Origin of the sequence: Afipia sp. OHSU_II-C1 (assembly GCF_000497575.1) — a bacterium.
GTDB lineage: Bacteria > Pseudomonadota > Alphaproteobacteria > Rhizobiales > Xanthobacteraceae > Afipia.
Map to the genome: position 1 here is coordinate 83,433 of NZ_APJI01000014.1, position 15,550 is coordinate 98,982.

General features: G+C 62.3%; 17 protein-coding genes. 7 read left to right on the plus strand and 10 right to left on the minus strand.

The genetic code is table 11. The features are described from left to right. Window positions 1-101 precede the first annotated feature (101 nt). Together I554_RS0115980 and I554_RS0115985 are read left to right on the plus strand one after the other, a co-directional pair. A complete protein-coding gene (locus tag I554_RS0115980; RefSeq protein WP_024577465.1) occupies window positions 102-2,411 on the plus strand; it encodes an NADP-dependent malic enzyme in 2,310 nt (769 codons plus the stop codon). Between the two features lie 48 nt (window positions 2,412-2,459). Continuing rightward, window positions 2,460-2,915: a DoxX family protein gene (locus tag I554_RS0115985; RefSeq protein ID WP_024577464.1), complete on the plus strand. Its 456-nt coding sequence runs from the start codon at window positions 2,460-2,462 to the stop codon at window positions 2,913-2,915. Here the strand turns inward: I554_RS0115985 and I554_RS0115990 are convergent. The 5 genes from I554_RS0115990 to I554_RS0116010 all read right to left on the minus strand — a co-directional run bounded on the left by I554_RS0115990 (window position 2,912) and on the right by I554_RS0116010 (window position 8,580). After that, on the minus strand, window positions 2,912-3,460 hold the full coding sequence (locus tag I554_RS0115990) for a dihydrofolate reductase (protein WP_024577463.1): 549 nt from the start codon (window positions 3,458-3,460) through the stop codon (window positions 2,912-2,914). The genes I554_RS0115985 and I554_RS0115990 overlap by 4 nt on opposite strands. Window positions 3,461-3,509: 49 nt before the next feature. Then, the gene (locus I554_RS0115995) at window positions 3,510-4,487 is read right to left on the minus strand and encodes a polysaccharide deacetylase family protein (protein ID WP_024577462.1); all 978 of its coding nucleotides are present in this window, start codon (window positions 4,485-4,487) and stop codon (window positions 3,510-3,512) included. A 226-nt stretch (window positions 4,488-4,713) separates the two neighbouring features. Beyond that, window positions 4,714-5,286: a glutathione peroxidase gene (locus tag I554_RS0116000; protein WP_024577461.1), complete on the minus strand. Its 573-nt coding sequence runs from the start codon at window positions 5,284-5,286 to the stop codon at window positions 4,714-4,716. Window positions 5,287-5,361: 75 nt separating this feature from the next. Continuing rightward, on the minus strand, window positions 5,362-7,011 hold the full coding sequence (locus I554_RS0116005) for a hypothetical protein (RefSeq protein ID WP_024577460.1): 1,650 nt from the start codon (window positions 7,009-7,011) through the stop codon (window positions 5,362-5,364). Between the two features lie 57 nt (window positions 7,012-7,068). Then, window positions 7,069-8,580 carry a L,D-transpeptidase gene (locus tag I554_RS0116010; RefSeq protein WP_244432770.1) on the minus strand — a complete coding sequence of 504 codons (1,512 nt, stop codon included), beginning with the start codon at window positions 8,578-8,580 and terminating at the stop codon, window positions 7,069-7,071. A 440-nt stretch (window positions 8,581-9,020) separates the two neighbouring features. Between I554_RS0116010 and I554_RS0116015 the strand changes: the two genes are divergently transcribed. Both I554_RS0116015 and I554_RS0116020 read left to right on the plus strand, forming a co-directional pair. Further along, window positions 9,021-9,554, plus strand: coding sequence for a CreA family protein (locus I554_RS0116015; RefSeq protein WP_024577458.1), 534 nt, complete (start codon window positions 9,021-9,023; stop codon window positions 9,552-9,554). A gap of 85 nt (window positions 9,555-9,639) precedes the next feature. Further along, complete coding sequence (locus I554_RS0116020; RefSeq protein ID WP_024577457.1) at window positions 9,640-10,386, plus strand: SDR family oxidoreductase; 747 nt, start codon at window positions 9,640-9,642, stop codon at window positions 10,384-10,386. On the opposite strand, the gene I554_RS0116025 is transcribed toward I554_RS0116020, so the two are convergent. The 4 genes from I554_RS0116025 to I554_RS0116045 form a co-directional block, all read right to left on the minus strand. Continuing rightward, window positions 10,383-10,631 carry a DUF6719 family protein gene (locus I554_RS0116025; protein WP_024577456.1) on the minus strand — a complete coding sequence of 83 codons (249 nt, stop codon included), beginning with the start codon at window positions 10,629-10,631 and terminating at the stop codon, window positions 10,383-10,385. The two genes, I554_RS0116020 and I554_RS0116025, sit on opposite strands and share 4 nt — an antisense overlap. Window positions 10,632-10,638: 7 nt before the next feature. Beyond that, window positions 10,639-10,788: a hypothetical protein gene (locus I554_RS27320; RefSeq protein WP_192817732.1), complete on the minus strand. Its 150-nt coding sequence runs from the start codon at window positions 10,786-10,788 to the stop codon at window positions 10,639-10,641. Window positions 10,789-10,805: 17 nt separating this feature from the next. Beyond that, the gene (locus I554_RS0116035; protein WP_006020330.1) at window positions 10,806-11,135 is read right to left on the minus strand and encodes a multidrug efflux SMR transporter; all 330 of its coding nucleotides are present in this window, start codon (window positions 11,133-11,135) and stop codon (window positions 10,806-10,808) included. Window positions 11,136-11,556: 421 nt separating this feature from the next. Next, window positions 11,557-11,886, minus strand: a complete 330-nt coding sequence (locus I554_RS0116045; RefSeq protein ID WP_244432771.1) for a helix-turn-helix domain-containing protein — start codon at window positions 11,884-11,886, stop codon at window positions 11,557-11,559. Between the two features lie 207 nt (window positions 11,887-12,093). Here I554_RS0116045 and I554_RS0116050 point away from each other — a divergent pair, with 207 nt between their 5' ends. Further along, the gene (locus I554_RS0116050) at window positions 12,094-12,702 is read left to right on the plus strand and encodes an NAD(P)-dependent oxidoreductase (RefSeq protein WP_029659590.1); all 609 of its coding nucleotides are present in this window, start codon (window positions 12,094-12,096) and stop codon (window positions 12,700-12,702) included. A gap of 69 nt (window positions 12,703-12,771) precedes the next feature. Here the strand turns inward: I554_RS0116050 and I554_RS0116055 are convergent, their stop codons facing one another. Continuing rightward, on the minus strand, window positions 12,772-13,419 hold the full coding sequence (locus I554_RS0116055) for a hypothetical protein (protein WP_024577452.1): 648 nt from the start codon (window positions 13,417-13,419) through the stop codon (window positions 12,772-12,774). Window positions 13,420-13,715: 296 nt separating this feature from the next. Between I554_RS0116055 and I554_RS0116060 the strand changes: the two genes are divergently transcribed. Then, entirely contained in the window at window positions 13,716-15,008 is a 1,293-nt protein-coding gene (locus I554_RS0116060) for an ArgE/DapE family deacylase (protein WP_024577451.1), read from the plus strand. Between the two features lie 82 nt (window positions 15,009-15,090). Beyond that, window positions 15,091-15,489 (plus strand): PaaI family thioesterase, encoded by a 399-nt coding sequence (locus tag I554_RS0116065; RefSeq protein ID WP_024577450.1) that lies wholly within the window; start codon window positions 15,091-15,093, stop codon window positions 15,487-15,489. Window positions 15,490-15,550 lie beyond the last annotated feature (61 nt).

Sequence of the window (15,550 nt, forward strand, 5' to 3'; positions counted from 1 at the left end):
ACTTCGGATTCGGGACACTAGTGCTGAATCGCATAACCGTCGCACGACGGGACTAAACAGCACCGGCGCAGGCCGGGGCAAAGAGAATATCGGGAGCGGGTATGGCGTCGACGTTGTCTGAAGAACTTCGCCTCGCGGCGTTGGCGTATCATCGACTTCCGAAGCCCGGCAAACTCGAGATTCAGGCGACCAAGCCGCTGGCCAACCAGCGCGACCTCGCGCTGGCCTATTCGCCGGGCGTGGCTGCGGCGTGCGAAGCCATTGCCGCCGATCCCCATGAGGCGGCGACACTGACAACCCGCTCCAATCTTGTCGCCGTCGTCAGCAACGGCACCGCCGTGCTCGGCCTCGGCAACATCGGTCCGCTGGCATCCAAGCCGGTGATGGAGGGCAAGGCCGTCCTGTTCAAGAAGTTTGCCGGCATCGATGTGTTCGACATCGAGATCGCCGCCGACACCATCGCGCGCGTGGTGGAGACGGTGGCCGCGCTGGAGCCGACCTTCGGCGGCATCAACCTCGAAGACATCAAGGGGCCGGAGTGCTTCGAGATCGAGGAGCAGCTCAAGGCGCGAATGAAAATTCCCGTCTTCCACGACGACCAGCACGGCACGGCCATCATCGTCTGCGCGGCGGTCCGCAATGCGCTGCTGATCAACGGCAAGAAGCTGGAAGACTGCAAGATCGTGGCGTCGGGCGCAGGCGCGGCCGCGATCGCCTGTCTCAATCTGCTGGTGTCGCTCGGCGCGCAGCGCAAGAACATCTGGGTCTGCGATATCGACGGCCTTGTCTATGAAGGCCGTAACACGCTGATGGACAAGTGGAAGGCGGTCTACGCGCAGAAGACCGACAAACGCACGCTCGGCGATGTGATCGGCGGCGCGGATATTTTCCTCGGCGTGTCGGCGGGCGGCGTGCTGAAGCCCGATATGGTCAAGCAAATGGCGGATCAGCCGCTGGTGATGGCGCTCGCCAATCCGAATCCCGAGATCATGCCGGACGAGGCGCGCAAGGCGCGGCCCGATGCGATGATCTGCACCGGCCGCTCGGACTTCCCGAACCAGGTCAACAACGTCCTGTGCTTTCCCTTCATCTTCCGCGGCGCGCTCGATGTCGGCGCCACGGCGATCAACGAGGCGATGAAGGTTGCCGCGGTGGATGCACTGGCGCAGCTCGCGCGCGATCCGCCGTCCGATGTGGTGGTGCGCTTCGACGGCGGTGAGACGCAGGGCTTCGGTCCCGGCTCGCTGATCCCGTCGCCGTTCGATCCCCGGCTGATCCTGCGCGTGGCGCCAGCGGTGGCGAAAGCCGCCATGGACTCCGGCGTCGCGACGCGGCCCATCACCGATTTCGACGCCTATACCAGCCAGCTCGATCGCTTCGCATTCCGCTCCGGTCTTGTGATGAAGCCGGTGTTCGCGAAAGCCAAGACCCAGCCGGTCCGAGTGATCTATGCCGAGGGCGAAGATGAGCGCGTGCTGCGCGCGGTGCAGGTGGTGCTTGAGGAAAAGCTGGCGCGGCCCATCCTGGTCGGGCGTCCGTCGGTTGTGGCCGCGCGCATCAAGCGGTTCGGACTTTCGATCAATCCGGGCAGCGATTTCGACCTGATCAATCCCGAGGACGATCCGCGTTATCGTTCCTACGTCCAGAGCTACATCGATCTGGCCGGGCGACACGGCATCACGCCGGAAGCCGCGCGGACACTGGTGCGCACCAATGCCACCGTCATTGCCGCGCTGGCGGTGGCGCGCGGCGAGGCTGACGCCATGCTGTGCGGCGTCGATGGCCGCTACATGAGTCACCTGCGGCGTATTCGCGAGATCATCGGCGTGACGCCAGGACTCGCGGACTATTCGGCACTGGCGCTGGTGATCACCAGCAAGGGCGCGTACTTCATCGCCGACACCCAGATCCGTCCGAACCCGACGGCAGAGGAACTGGCGGAAATGGCGGCGCTGGCCGCCGTGCACGTCCAGCGGTTCGGCATCAAGCCGAAGGTCGCGTTCCTGTCGCATTCGGATTTCGGCAGCTACGACTCGAGTTCGGCCCAAAAGATGCGCCGCGCCACCGAGATTCTGGTGAACGACCACCCCGAGATCGAAGCCGATGGCGAAATGCAGGGCGATTCCGCGCTGACCGCGCTGTCGCGCCAGCTGGTGCTGCCGCACTCGCGGCTCGAAGGGTCGGCCAACATCCTGATCATGCCGAACCTCGACGCGGCCAACATCGCCTACCAGATGATCAAGATCCTCGCCGACGCACTGCCGGTCGGGCCGATCCTGATCGGACCCACACGTCCGGCGCACATCCTGACGCCGTCGGTGACGGCGCGCGGGATTCTCAACATGACGGCAGTCGCAGCGGTCGAGGCGCAGGAGCGGGCGGGGCGGCAGCAGCCGACGCTGTTCGGTTGAGGGTAACTCCTGTATAGTCCTGTTCAGGGATTTATACGGGGCCGCCAAATGCCAGCCATTGTTACTGTCGGACGCGTTCTGTTCGTCGTCCTGTTTGTGTTTTCCGGCGCCTCCAAGCTGTTCGACATCGCCTCGACCACCCAGGCGATCACCGAGAAGGTCGTCCTTCCGGCGATGCTGACGCAATATACGGCTCAGCTCGAGGGCATTACGGGAATGCCGACCGCGCAGATGCTGGCGATCCTGGCCGGCGCGCTGGAAGTTGTCGGCGGTCTGTTCATTGCGCTGAATTTCGGCACGCGGACCTTTGCCTGGCTGCTGGTGCTGTTCGTCGCGGTGACGACGTTCTATTTCCACAATTTCTGGGACATGACCGGCGCCGATCGCATCAACAACATGATCCACGCGCTGAAGAACCTCTCGCTGATCGGCGGTCTTCTGGTCATCGCGGGTTATCCGCGCCCGGTGGCTATGGAAGACAGCGGGCGTTACACCGGGGTTTAACCCCGCCGCCAGGCCGTGACATCCACGCGGCGCTCGGCGTCAAGCACGCGCGTTTCCTCTGGCTTCAATCCATGAGCGGAGAGAATGTCCTGCGGCGAGCGTTGCGGCACGCCCGGAAAGCCGCCCATGCCGCCGCCGGGAATGGTCAGGCCGTGCGCCTGCGATAGCCAGAACACCTCAAACCGGTCCATGAACATCTCGAATACATCGGGGCCGCCGATGACAGCTGCCGTTCCGGTGGTTATGCCGGCATGGCGGCAGGCGTCCTCGAAGGAGGCTCCTGCGGGATTCCACAAGGTTGCTTTCGGATTGGATGGATCGGGGCCGAGAGCGGCGACGCTGCGGGTCAGGATGATGCGCGTGCGTTGGGGCGAGCGCGGCTGGTCCTCGAAAGAATTCCTGCCGTGAACGATCAAATCCGCTGCATCGAGCGCGGACTCGAAGAATCTCTGATCGGCTTCGAACTTGAGCGAAGCGGGCATCACGCCGCTGGCATCGGCGAGCATGCCGTCGGCGGAGACGATCACATAGCCTTCAATACGCATGACGTGCGGTTTAGCCATTTCCGGGGCAACCGCAAGTGCGCGTTTGCCGCTATTCGGAGATGGTCTGCACGACGCTGTTGAGCGGACGCGAGCTGACCGTCGGCAGCTTCAGGCCCTTGACGACTTCCTCGTCATATTGCGCGATGGTCTGCATCGGCGCCTTGGCCTTGACCTGAACCACCTTGTAGCCACCGGCCTTCAGCCGCTTCATCAGTTCAGGCAGGGCTTCGGCGGTGTGCTTCTGGAAATCGTGCATCAGCACGATGCCTTTGCCGAACTTGTCGAGCTTCGTCATGACGGTGTCGACGATCTTCTGCGCCGTGCTGGCCTTGAAGTCGAACGAGTCGAGATCGCATGACCAGATCGAGATGTTGCGCTCGCCGAGATAGGTCACCATCGCGGGCGGGTGCTGAAGCGCGGGGAAACGGAACAGCGGCGACGGTGCGGCGCCGAGCGCCCATTTGACCGCGCTGAAGCCCTTCTCGATCTCTTCCTTCTGCTGCGCCTCGGTCAGCTTCTTGTTGTTGAGATTGGCATGCGACCAGGTGTGCGCACCGACGGTGTGACCCTCGGCCGCGACGTGCTTGAGAATTTCGGGATAGTAGGTCGCGTGCTTGCCGATCGGAAAGAAGATCGCCTTGGTGCATTCGTCGGCGAGCGTCTTGAGGACCGACGGCGTGTTGACCGGCCATGGTCCGTCATCGAACGTCAGCACTACTTCCTTATCGCGCAAAAAGTCGAGCTGCTTGAAATGCTCGAAGCCGAAGCCGGGTCCGCCGGTGGTGTCGATCTGCACCACGCGCGAGACGCCGATCGCATTCGGATTGGCGCAGTTGGCTTTTGCGGCAGTCGGAGCTGGCGCAGGGGCAGCTGTTGCTGCGGGGGCAGGTGCGGGCGCTGCAGCCGGAGCGGCGGCAGGAGCTGGCGGTGGTGTGGTGCGCTGCGGGATAAGGGCCTGCGACCAGACACTGGTGAAAGCGCAGACCGAAATGGCGCTGGCGGCGAAAAAAGTTGCCTTGATACGCATGGAAGTAACCCCTGAACGCAAAATCCTCCGCGTCCGGTCCGCCGGACGCCGCCGTAGTCCCCGATGGTGAGCCTAGACCCACAATGAAAATCGCGCCAACCGATTTTCCACAGGAGCGTTGGCAGGGTTAATCCGGCCCGGGGGCGGGTTCGGTCAGGAGCCTGATGTGACGGTTCGCAAGTCGCGGACCCATTTGCGGACCTGCAAAATGAAGCGAACGGCGAATTCAGGACACGAGCGCGCGGGCGACGGCGGTGACGACGCGCGTATCGGTGGGCTCGACGCGGGAGGAAAACGCGTCGGCGATGTGTCCGTCGCGGCCCACGAGGTATTTGTGGAAATTCCAGCCCGGAAGATCGCCCGGCCGTTCGGTGGCCGCCCATTTGTAGAATGGATGGGCGTTCGGCCCTTTCACGTTCGTCTTGACCGTGATCGGGAAGCTGACGTGATAGGTCTGCTCGGCAGTGTGGGCGATGTCGCTTGCGCCGCCGGGCTCCTGCGCGCCGAAGTCGTTGGATGGAACACCGATCACCATCAGGCCGCGGTCGCGAAACTGCGTCCACAGTTCCTGCAAGCCGGCGTATTGCGGCGTGAACCCGCAGAGCGAGGCGGTGTTCACCACCAGCACCGGCTTGCCCACATAATCGGCGAGACGGATGTCACCGCCCTTGAGGTTCTGGAAGGAAAAGCTGTAGGCGGTCATGCGGCTCATGGCCGTCTGCGCGAACAGGGATCGCGTCGTGAGCGGGAGCGTTGCGCCCGCTGCGATGGCCGTGATGACTCGTCGGCGGTCGATCATGATGCGCTCCCTGAGATACGTCGCTCAAGATAACGGATTGGCGCAGCCGGGAGTTTCAAGAACCCGTGACGAACATCAGGGGCGCTTGGGCGGCTTGTCGCACCATGGCATCGGCAGTTCCGGCTCGTAATACTCGTTCCATTCGCAGATGTATTCCGGGCCGCTGCGCTTCATCACATGCTTGATCGGTTCGGCCTGGCTGATCGCAACGTGGGCGACGATCAGCGCTAAGCCGATCGGATAGGACCATCTGCTGAACCGCAGATCGCTCAATTTCTCCAGCAGCAATGCGCCTGCGAGGATAATGAGCGGATCGGTCAGAATGAAGTATTCCGCCTTGAGATTGCGCCGCACGCCGAGCGCATCGATGCCGATGGCTGACAGCAGCAATAGGGCCGCCTGAATGGCGACCTGCCGCTCGCCCCTCAGCCACGCATAGACGATGCCAGGAATGACCAGCCAGGTCAGGAACACGGTGGGACGCGGCGAGGTGAACAGCACGAACGTATAGCGCTGGAGCACGGACTTGACGCCGTCGAACAGCAGGGCGATCGCAGCCCAGATCTTTCCGCCTTCGGTGGCCGATGTGGCCGGTGCGTCCGCGAACACCAGCATCTTTTCGATGGGATTGATCACGGCGACTGCGTTTTGCGGATCGAATTGCAGATACAGCGTGAGCAGTCCGAGTGACGCACCGGCGGCGACCGCGAAGATCGACGTCAACGTTTCGGTGGCGCTGATGCGCCACATCGCCGCAAATGCGATCATGCCGACGCCGATCCAGACGAGTAGCGCGACCTGATAAATTCCGAACCTGCCGGCAATCAATGCGTGAAGCTGGGCGATATCCACCGATTCAGGCTCCAGCCCCGCCAAGATCAGCGGCCAAGCGAGGGCGAGCAGAACGCCTGCGGCAATGGCCGAGAGCAGAACTGCGAGCCATGCCGCCGAACTGCGCCAGAACGCTGTGCTGGTGCTGTCGCTGCTGCCAAAAGGGAGCATGATCACAGGAAGCGCTGCGATCAGCAGGATGATCTGAACCTTGTTCTGCAATCCGAGAACGCACAGTGCCGCCGCAGCCCCGATAGCCAGCGGCCGCCAGTTGCCGGCGCGGCGCGCGACCGCGATCAGCAGCATCAATGCGAGCGTGAAGAGACAGGCCGCGATCAGTTCGCTGCGAAGGATGCGCATGTGGACGGCCATGCCGCCGGAAAACGCGAACGCGAACGTCGCGAGCAGGGCGATCCGCCAGTCGGTAAAGATGCGCCGGGCCAGAGCCGCAAAGCCGATGACGAAGATGGTTGCGGTCAGCCATGCCACGATGCGGCCGGCGCGAATGGCTTGCGTCATCGCGGCATCGAAGGCGGGCACGTTCAGCGCTGAGGGAATCGACGACAGTTTCCATGCATCAAGCAGCCCCAGCGAATGCATCGCCTGAAACCACCACTTCACCGACAGGATGGTGAAGTAGGACGGGTGATCGAAGAACGCCTGCGGCTTTCCATTGTTCATCACGAGCGCGTTGTAGACGATCATGAAGTCCATATCGGCATTGCGCCAATAGATGACGAAATAGCCGGCGAGGAAAAATGAGAGGGCGAGGCCGACCAAAATCACGGCCATGCCGCCGTTCCAGCCGAATGGCGTCAGCCGCGAAAACGCATCGCGCGGCTGGTCTTTCGGGATGGGAGCGGTTGGGGGCTGGCTATCGGATGAGGCTGTCATGATCGGCGCGTTCTAGCTTAACGCGCCGCCCAAAGCCAACCGGGTTCCAGAGGCCATTTAGCGCAGCGGGACGATGAAATCCGTGCCGCGTCCCGTCTCGTCACCAAGACCGCGATCCGAGACGGTGATCGATCCACCGGGCGCGAGGGCCGAGGCGATCCGCGTCATGGCATCCTCGGGGATGGTCAGGCGATCGAGCGCCTCGGTTGGCGATGACGGTTGGGCAGGGGCTGCCACGGGCGCAACCGGCTCGCCGCGCCTGCGCCGGGGAGTCTCTTCCGCCGCGCGGATGGGGGCCGGGAGCGAGACCACGGACCAGCGCAGAGCCTCGGCGTCATCCTTGTCGGCGCGGACCGTAAAGACGTGGGTGCCGAGGGGGCGGTCCGATGCAGCGATCGTGACCGGCGCTTCGAACCAAGGCTCGAAATTCTGTCGGACGTAGATCTTGTTTTCCTTAGCGCTGACGAAGGCGGCGACATGCCCTGTGCGCGGCTTGACCGGCCCGATGAATTCGGCAGAGCCCTCAGGTGCAACCGCCACCGCGACCGGCGTGGGTGCGGCGCTATCGGTCACACGGGTCTGATCCTTATCGGTCTTCGGAGCCTCGGATTTTTTGTCGGCAGGCTTTGCGTCGGGAGACTTGTCGCCGGCTGCCTTGTCGTCGGAAGCACCGGCGTCTCCATCGGCGCTTTTCGCGGCATCGTCCTTCGCTACGGCGCCATCTTTATGTGCGTTCGGAGACGGAGTCTTGGCATTCTCCTTAGGCCCGTCCTTGGCCGCTTCGGGCTCTGGCGTGACGCCGCCACGGCCGGCATCCCATGAGCCGCCACCGCGGCTGGCATCCCATGCCTGCGCAACGACGCTGTCCGCATCGCTCTTTTGCGGGAGTGCGCCGCTGGCGTCAGCCGTGCGAATGGGCGCGTCTTCGGAGATCGACGTCAGCCGCAATTGCGGCCTGTCGTGCGACGCCGCGTCGACAATTGACGACCGGTCGGACTTCGGCGTGGTCTCGGCGTGCTTCTCCGGCTCCGTCGTGGCGGCCAAAGGCTTTGTGCTCGGCTTGCGAGAGGCGAGCAGCGGATGGGAAAAATCAGCAGGCGAGATTTCACCGGGCGTGATGATCACGCGCGCGCCCATGCGGGTCCAGCCCCACATCCGCATCGCGAAATTCATTGGCATGCGGATGCAGCCGTGCGAGGCCGGATAGCCGGGCAGAACGCCTGCATGCATCGCCACGCCTGACCACGTGATGCGCTGCATGTAAGGCATCGGCGCGCCGCTGTAGATGTTCGAGCGGTGATACTTGTTCTTCTGGATGACGCTGAACACGCCCATCGGAGTCGAATGGCCGCGCATGCCGGTCGAGACCGGCGATTCCGCGAACAGGCCGTTCTGGTCGTAGAGCTTCAAGGTCTGCCGATCGATCGAGATCGCGACCACGATCGGGCCGACCGGCTTTGCGGTGTCCTTCGGGGCATCGGGCAATTTTTGTTTGGCGCGCGCGACGCGCGGGCGACGCGGCTCGAAGTGCCGCTGCGGCTCGCCGTAGTAAGCGGCTCCGGGATCCATGGGCCAATAGACCTGGGCATCGGCCGGCAGCGCAAATCCTGCGGTCAGTGTCGCGGCGAGCCATGCGGTCTGCAGGCCCACAGACCGGGCCGGACGGGAACTGATGTCACTGCCAAAAGGGGAGGTGGTGCTGACCGTTTTCTGCTGGTGGTCCAGGGTAGGTAGCTTATTCCGGTACACGCGAAATTCCTCAATTGATTCCAGTATTAGTGTCGCCAATAGGCTGAATGTTCATTGCCGTTCGGCCTCGATACCGCATTCTGCGTGATTCACGGTGCCGAAATGCTAGCCGTTGAGCCTTCAAAAGCGCTTAACGGCGACTTATCCGCAGTCACAATCCCGTGCCTTCCAACGGGGGCCATGCCACCCCACATGAGGGGTTCCGGTGCGGGGCAGCCGCGCCGGAACCGTTCTGAAGACCCCTTCCTTGGAGCTTTCCGATGCCTTTCCGTCTGACCCGACTGACAGCCGCCGCGCTGTTGGCCACCGCCTTCGCGTGGCTGGCCATAACGCCACTGGCCGCGGCCGATGAGCCGGATCTGATCTTCCGGCGCTCGACCGTGTTCAAGTTACTCAGCCCGGATGACAAACTTGCTACCTACGGTGTCGATGACCCGGTGGTTGACGGCGTGGCCTGTCATTTCACCGTGCCGGAGAAGGGCGGTTACAAGGGCTGGCTCGGGCTGGCCGAACAGGTCTCCGACATCTCGCTGGCCTGCCGCCAGATCGGGCCGATCCGCTTCAAGTCCAAGGCGCCGCAGGGCGAGGACATGTTTCGGCAGCGCCGCTCGCTGTTCTTCAAGAAGATGCAGATCGTGCGCGGCTGCGACGCCAAGCGAAACGTGCTGGTCTACATGGTCTATTCCGACAAGCTGATCGACGGCTCGCCGAAGAACTCGACGTCCTCTGTGCCGATCATGCCGTGGGGCAGCAACGACACCATCCAGAAATGCGGTGACTTTATTTCTGGATAGACGCGTTTTGCGACGCAGCTTGCCTTTACCTTTCGGTTGATCGACGCTTGAAGCAGCGACAACGAAAATCAAAAGGGCGGACATCATGCGTCTCAAAAACAAGGTTGCGCTGGTGACGGGAGGCGCGTCGGGATTTGGCGCGGCCATTGCGCGGCATTTTGTCGAAGAGGGCGCGAAGGTCGTCATTCTTGATCTGAACGGCGAGGGCGCGGCCCGCGTTGCCGCAAACACCGGCGGCGCGGTTGCCGTGGCGGGTGATGTCTCGAACCGCGATGACATCGACAAGGCTGTCGCGACCGCCGTCGAGACGTTCGGACGGCTCGACATTGTGGTGAACAATGCGGGCTGGTCGTTTCGCAACAAGCCGATCATGGATGTGACCGAGGACGAGTTCGACCGCGTCTTCGCCGTCAACGTCAAATCGATTTTTCACATGACCAACGCGACGGTGCCGCTGATGCGCAGGCAGGGCGGCGGCTGCATCATCAATATCGGTTCGACCGGCGGCATCCGTCCGCGTCCGGGCCTGACGTGGTACAACGGCTCGAAGGGTGCGGTGAACCTGTTATCGAGTGCGATGGCGGCGGAGCTTGCGCCGGACAAGATCCGGGTCAATTGCGTCGCGCCGGTGATGGGCGAGACCGCACTGCTTGAGACATTCATGGGCGTGCCCGACACGCCGGAAAATCGCGCGAAGTTCATTGCGACGATTCCGCTCGGCCGCATGTCGCAGCCGGAAGACATCGCCAAGGCGTGTGTGTATCTGGCGTCGGACGATGCCGACTTCATCACCGGCGTGGTGCTGCCGGTAGACGGCGGCAGGACGATTTAGCGCTTGCCCTTGCGATCGACGCATTTCTTGGAGCGTTCGACGCCCGCTGCGGTCAATCGCATGCCACTGACTTCCTTGATCTGCCCCGCGGGGCAGGAGCCGTCGTCAACATAGATCTTCTGGCCGAGCCGGAGGTCGGTGATGTCGATTTCACGTCCGACAATGTCAGCGCGGACGGCGCCGATCAGCGCCACCGAGGTAATCGCGCCAAGCAACAGCGCGCGCGGGAAGAATGTCGCGATCATTCGATCCTCACTTGCTTTGAATCTTCACGCCGCCCGGACCGACATTGATCTGCAATCCCTCCGGCTTCTTGTTGTCCTGATAGACCTTGTAGCCGAGCACGGCGACCGCGATGACGAGAGCTCCGACGACGGCGTAGAGGATATTGCGATTGTCCATGTGGTCTCTCCAATGCGTCAATGCGAAACGGTCGATGAAAACAGATTGATGGTGCCGACGCCGGCAATGATCAGCGCGAGGCCGATCACGGCGGGCATGTCGAGCTTCTGGCCGAACCAGACGAGACCGACGAGTGTGATGAGCACGATTCCGAGGCCGGACCAGATCGCATAGGCGATCCCGACCGGCATGGTCCGCAGGACCAGCGACAGGAAATAAAACGACGCCGCGTAGCCGATCGCTGTCAGGATCAGCGGCTTCGGCTTGGTGAACTGCTCCGACGCTTGCAGCGCGGAGGTTCCGATCACCTCAAGAATGATCGCGATGATGAGGTAGACGAAGGTCATGCCTCATCGTAGTCGGGCGGCCGTGATTCTGGTAGGCGCGGATGCCCCCGCGGACTTACAGCGGCGTTTAGTGCTTCGCGACAGTGTCCCGGACTTCGGTGCAGCACGCCGGGCATTCATAGACGAAGTCGACTCTTGCCAGGTCCCAGTGGGGATGCACCTCCCTGATTTCCATGGGAAGGCTCTGGCAGCTTGGACACACGGTCATGGCTGCATGAAATATCTGCTGCTTGCGGTGATGCTGTGCATAGGCTGGCATGATTGCTCTCCTTATATTTTGGGAGCTCATTTTCATCGCCGGCGATTAAGTCATCGATTGTCGCCGATGATGCGCCATCCTATCGCGCAAGCCCTAAACACCTCATCAACTCTTGCGAACGCACAAAGAACATCCGCACAAACTCGGCGTGTGTGACCAAATCTACACAGTTTGTGCCTTGGTTCGGTCATATTGTGATTGGGCTTTTGCGACATCGCTCATGTGCTGCTCCGCCCAGATGCGCAAGCCGTCAACGGTGTCGCTCAATGTGCGCCCCAGCGGCGTGATCGAATACTCCACCGTCACCGGAACGGTCGGCGTCACCTTGCGCTTCACGAGACCGTCACGCTCCAAGCCTTTCAGGGTTTGCGACGCCATCTTCTGCGTCAGCCCGCCGATCTCACGGCGCAGTTCGTTGAAGCGCCATGGCCTGCGCGACAGCAGGATCAGCAACAATACGGTCCACTTGTCGGCGATACGGTCGAGCACCAGCCGGGTCGGACAATCCTGCGCGTAGGGATTCGTCGGCCAGTTTCCGCGCGAAGCCTTGTTTCCACGCGCAGGTTTGGCGGGTGGTTTCTCAAAGGGGACCATGTCTCGGAAAAGTGCCTTCTTCACAGCGGCGTCGCGAGCGGGCATCTGATGTCCATTCGTTAGTTGGTATCCATTGGATACCACATCGCACAAGGGACGCAAATCATGAAAATCGCTTTGATCGGCGCGACCGGCCAGGCCGGCACGCCCATTCTCAAGGAACTCACCAGCCGCGGCCATCAGGTCACGGCTATCGTCCGCAATCCCGAGAAGGTTCAGGCGCAGGCCAATGTCACGCCGAAGAAGGGCGACGTCTTCGACAAGGATGGGCTCGCCGCGCTGCTCAAGGGCCACGACGCGGTCATTAGCGCCGTGCACTTCACGGCAAGCGACCCGCAGAAGCTGATCGACGCGGCAAAGGCCTCGGGCGTGAAGCGCTATCTGGTGGTCGGCGGCGCCGGCAGTCTCGAAGTTGCGCCCGGCATTGCGCTGGTGTCGACGCCCGAATTTCCGGCGGCTTACATGGACGAGGCCACCAAGGGTGGCGAATTCCTCAATCTGCTGCGGCAGGAGAAGGAACTCGACTGGACGTTTCTCTCGCCGTCGGCGCTGTTTTTCGACGGTCCTCGTACCGGCACATTCCGCCTCGACAAGGATCAGCTTCTGACCACGGAGAAGGGCAGCAGCATCTCGTTCGCGGACTATGCGATCGCGCTCGCGGATGAAGTCGAGAAGCCCGCGCATTCCCGCCAGCGGTTTACGGTCGGGTATTGATCCTCGCAGATCATCCATCGGCCGCCGCATCAGGTGTGGCGGCCGACGGCGACAAATGCCTTCGGTGCACTACGACCGCGCAGTTTTCCCTTTTGGAGAATTGGCCGTCCCTCCGATGAGTTGTACGGCAATCCAGCAGACCAAACCCGCGAACGGGATGGGTGCGAGCGGCGCAAAGAGGAGAAGACCAATGCCGGAGTCGGGATCAAGAAAGCGGGGGTATGAACCGAACCAGAGCGGCATGCTGAGCATGGCCTGAACAATGCCGATGCCCTGGCCCGCATCGAAGACGTTGGAAACCATCTCGGGAGCCAGGAAGAACAGCGGCACGTTGAGAAGAGACATCGCGGCTGCCGAAAGCCACATTGCAGGTCGGGCCGATCGAAAGTTCGGTGCCAGCCGGCAGGTCACATACAAAACAACAAATCCCCAGTTCATGACGGCGAAATCAAGGGGGAGCTGAAAAATGAATGTTGAAAATCGGTATCCGGATGGTCCGGCCTGCAACAGACCGGATTTGTAGCCGAGATAGAGAAGTATGGCGATTGCGCTTGGACCGACAGAAACCGTCAAGAACGCGATCAGGGGAACTTGAGTCCAGGCAAGCGACCGGGCGTTTGCAGAGACCGCGTGTCGTCCCTTGTAGAATGCGAGCAATATCGCCAGCAGCATCGCTGCGAGGGCTGAGTGTTTAAATAGGTCGGACATCAGAAGCATTGTGTCACACCTCGCTTGAGTGGGATCGACCTGACCCCACCCGTATGCGGCGGTTACCGAAATCATTAGTGGTTGTTTCGCTGAACGAGGTTCAACGGCTTATTTGGAAACGTGAAATCTGACCGAAATGTCTGCTATGGGTCATGACCGGCAAAACGCAGTTGCGCCGGGCTTTGTACTCCGAACGTCAATGCTTACTTCCCACGTTATCGCATCCCTTCCAACGGTCCCTTAAAACTGGCTACACTCGTGCCCATAATCCGCGCGGCAGACGCGGGCATGAAGGGACAGACGCGATGGACGCCAAAACAACCTCGAACGAGGTCCAGCGCCGCATTCTCGATGCGGTGGACGAGGCCTTCGACCGGCAGCTTGAGACGACCAAGCAGTTTTCCGCCATTCCTTCGACGCGCGGCGCGGAAGGCCCGTGTCAGGACATGATGCACGACCTGTTGCGCGAACGCGGCTACGAGGTCGATGACTGGCATATCAACGTCGATGACCTGAAGGACCTGCGCGGCTTTGGTCCGATTGAGCATGACTTCTCCCGCGCGCGCAGCGTGGTCGGCACGTATCGTCCGGCGCGCGAGGCGGGCCGTTCGCTGATCCTGCAAGGTCACTGCGATGTGGTGCCCGCCGGGCCGCTCGACATGTGGGACACGCCACCGTTCTCGCCGGTGGTGAAGGACGGCTGGCTGTATGGCCGCGGCGCTGGCGACATGAAGTCCGGCACCATCGCCGCGCTCTACGCACTCGATGCGCTGCGCGCGGCAGGTCTCAGACCGACGGCGCGGATTCATTTTCAGTCCGTGATCGAGGAGGAGAGCACCGGCGTCGGCGCGCTCTCCACCGTGCAGCGTGGCTATCGCGCCGACTGCTGTTTCATTCCCGAGCCGACGGGCGGCAGGCTGGTGCGCTCGCAGGTCGGGGTGATCTGGTTTCGCCTCAGGGTGCGCGGCAAGCCGGCGCACGTCTACGAGGCGGGCATCGGCGCCAACGCCATCAAGGCGGCGTACCATCTGCTTCAGGCGCTTGAAGCGTTGGAAGAGGATTGGAACAGACGCGCCGCCAGCGACAGGCATTTCAGGGTCGTGAAGCATCCGATCACGCTCAATCCCGGCATCATCAAGGGCGGCGACTGGGCGTCCTCGGTGCCGGCGTGGTGCGACGTCGATTGCCGGATCGCGGTGCTGCCCGGCTGGTCGATCGCCGATCATCAGGCCGAGATCGTCGCGTGCGTGGAAGCTGCCGCATCGCGGCATCCGTTCCTGGCCAAGAACCCGCCGGTGGTGGAGTGGTCCGGCTTCCTGTCCGAAGGCTATGAACTGACCGGTGCGGATGAATCCGAAGCCGTGCTGCGCTCGGCCTGCGAAACCGTCTATGGTGGCCCGATGAAGGAACTGGCCTTCACGGCGCTGACCGATACGCGCTTCTATGGCCTCAACGCCGGTATCCCGAGCCTCTGCTTCGGCGCCAATGCCGAGGCGATGCACGGCTTCAACGAACGGGTCGAAATCGAATCGCTGCGCAAGACCACGCGGGCCATTGCGCTGTTCGTCGCGAACTGGTGCGGCGTGGAAACCGCATGATCAGGTGCTTCATCTGTCACTTTAAGTCGCTGACTGGCGCGAAAGCAGCTTCAAGCTTTACATTAACAACGGGAGGGGCGGCGTGACCCTGCTTGAGATGATCCAGTCGCGGCCGATGCCGTTCGCCGTCCTGATGGGTGTCACCTTCGTCGAGGCTGCCAAGGACAAGGTGGTCGCCACCATGGTGGTCCGTGAGGACCTTTGCACCCTGGGGCATTCGATCCATGGCGGCGCGGTGATGGCCTTCGCGGACTCCGTCGGGGCGGCCGCCACCGTCATCAACCTGCCACCCGACGCCAAGGGCACCACCACCATCGAGAGCAAGACCAATTTCGTCGGCGCGGCGAGGGCTGGCGTGACCGTCCGGGCGACCACCACCGCGATCCATCTCGGGCGGCGCACTCACGTCTGGCAGACCCGTATCGAAACAGAAGAGGGCAGGCTGGTCGCCGTGGTGACCCAGACCCAGATGATCCTGTGATAAATTAGCCGCGAACAGCGAATTATCGGCCAAAACAGGCCCGGAAATGCCGCCGGAACCC

What these genes read in the sequence shown, in the direction of transcription:
- I554_RS0115980 (WP_024577465.1), top strand. Translation starts at nt 102, where the DNA reads ATGGCGTCGACGTTGTCTGAAGAACTTCGCCTCGCGGCGTTGGCGTAT.
- I554_RS0115985 (WP_024577464.1), top strand. Translation starts at nt 2,460, where the DNA reads ATGCCAGCCATTGTTACTGTCGGACGCGTTCTGTTCGTCGTCCTGTTT.
- I554_RS0115990 (WP_024577463.1), bottom strand. Translation starts at nt 3,460, where the DNA reads ATGCGTATTGAAGGCTATGTGATCGTCTCCGCCGACGGCATGCTCGCC.
- I554_RS0115995 (WP_024577462.1), bottom strand. Translation starts at nt 4,487, where the DNA reads ATGCGTATCAAGGCAACTTTTTTCGCCGCCAGCGCCATTTCGGTCTGC.
- I554_RS0116000 (WP_024577461.1), bottom strand. Translation starts at nt 5,286, where the DNA reads ATGATCGACCGCCGACGAGTCATCACGGCCATCGCAGCGGGCGCAACG.
- I554_RS0116005 (WP_024577460.1), bottom strand. Translation starts at nt 7,011, where the DNA reads ATGACAGCCTCATCCGATAGCCAGCCCCCAACCGCTCCCATCCCGAAA.
- I554_RS0116010 (WP_244432770.1), bottom strand. Translation starts at nt 8,580, where the DNA reads ATGGATCCCGGAGCCGCTTACTACGGCGAGCCGCAGCGGCACTTCGAG.
- I554_RS0116015 (WP_024577458.1), top strand. Translation starts at nt 9,021, where the DNA reads ATGCCTTTCCGTCTGACCCGACTGACAGCCGCCGCGCTGTTGGCCACC.
- I554_RS0116020 (WP_024577457.1), top strand. Translation starts at nt 9,640, where the DNA reads ATGCGTCTCAAAAACAAGGTTGCGCTGGTGACGGGAGGCGCGTCGGGA.
- I554_RS0116025 (WP_024577456.1), bottom strand. Translation starts at nt 10,631, where the DNA reads ATGATCGCGACATTCTTCCCGCGCGCGCTGTTGCTTGGCGCGATTACC.
- I554_RS27320 (WP_192817732.1), bottom strand. Translation starts at nt 10,788, where the DNA reads ATGGACAATCGCAATATCCTCTACGCCGTCGTCGGAGCTCTCGTCATC.
- I554_RS0116035 (WP_006020330.1), bottom strand. Translation starts at nt 11,135, where the DNA reads ATGACCTTCGTCTACCTCATCATCGCGATCATTCTTGAGGTGATCGGA.
- I554_RS0116050 (WP_029659590.1), top strand. Translation starts at nt 12,094, where the DNA reads ATGAAAATCGCTTTGATCGGCGCGACCGGCCAGGCCGGCACGCCCATT.
- I554_RS0116055 (WP_024577452.1), bottom strand. Translation starts at nt 13,419, where the DNA reads ATGCTTCTGATGTCCGACCTATTTAAACACTCAGCCCTCGCAGCGATG.
- I554_RS0116060 (WP_024577451.1), top strand. Translation starts at nt 13,716, where the DNA reads ATGGACGCCAAAACAACCTCGAACGAGGTCCAGCGCCGCATTCTCGAT.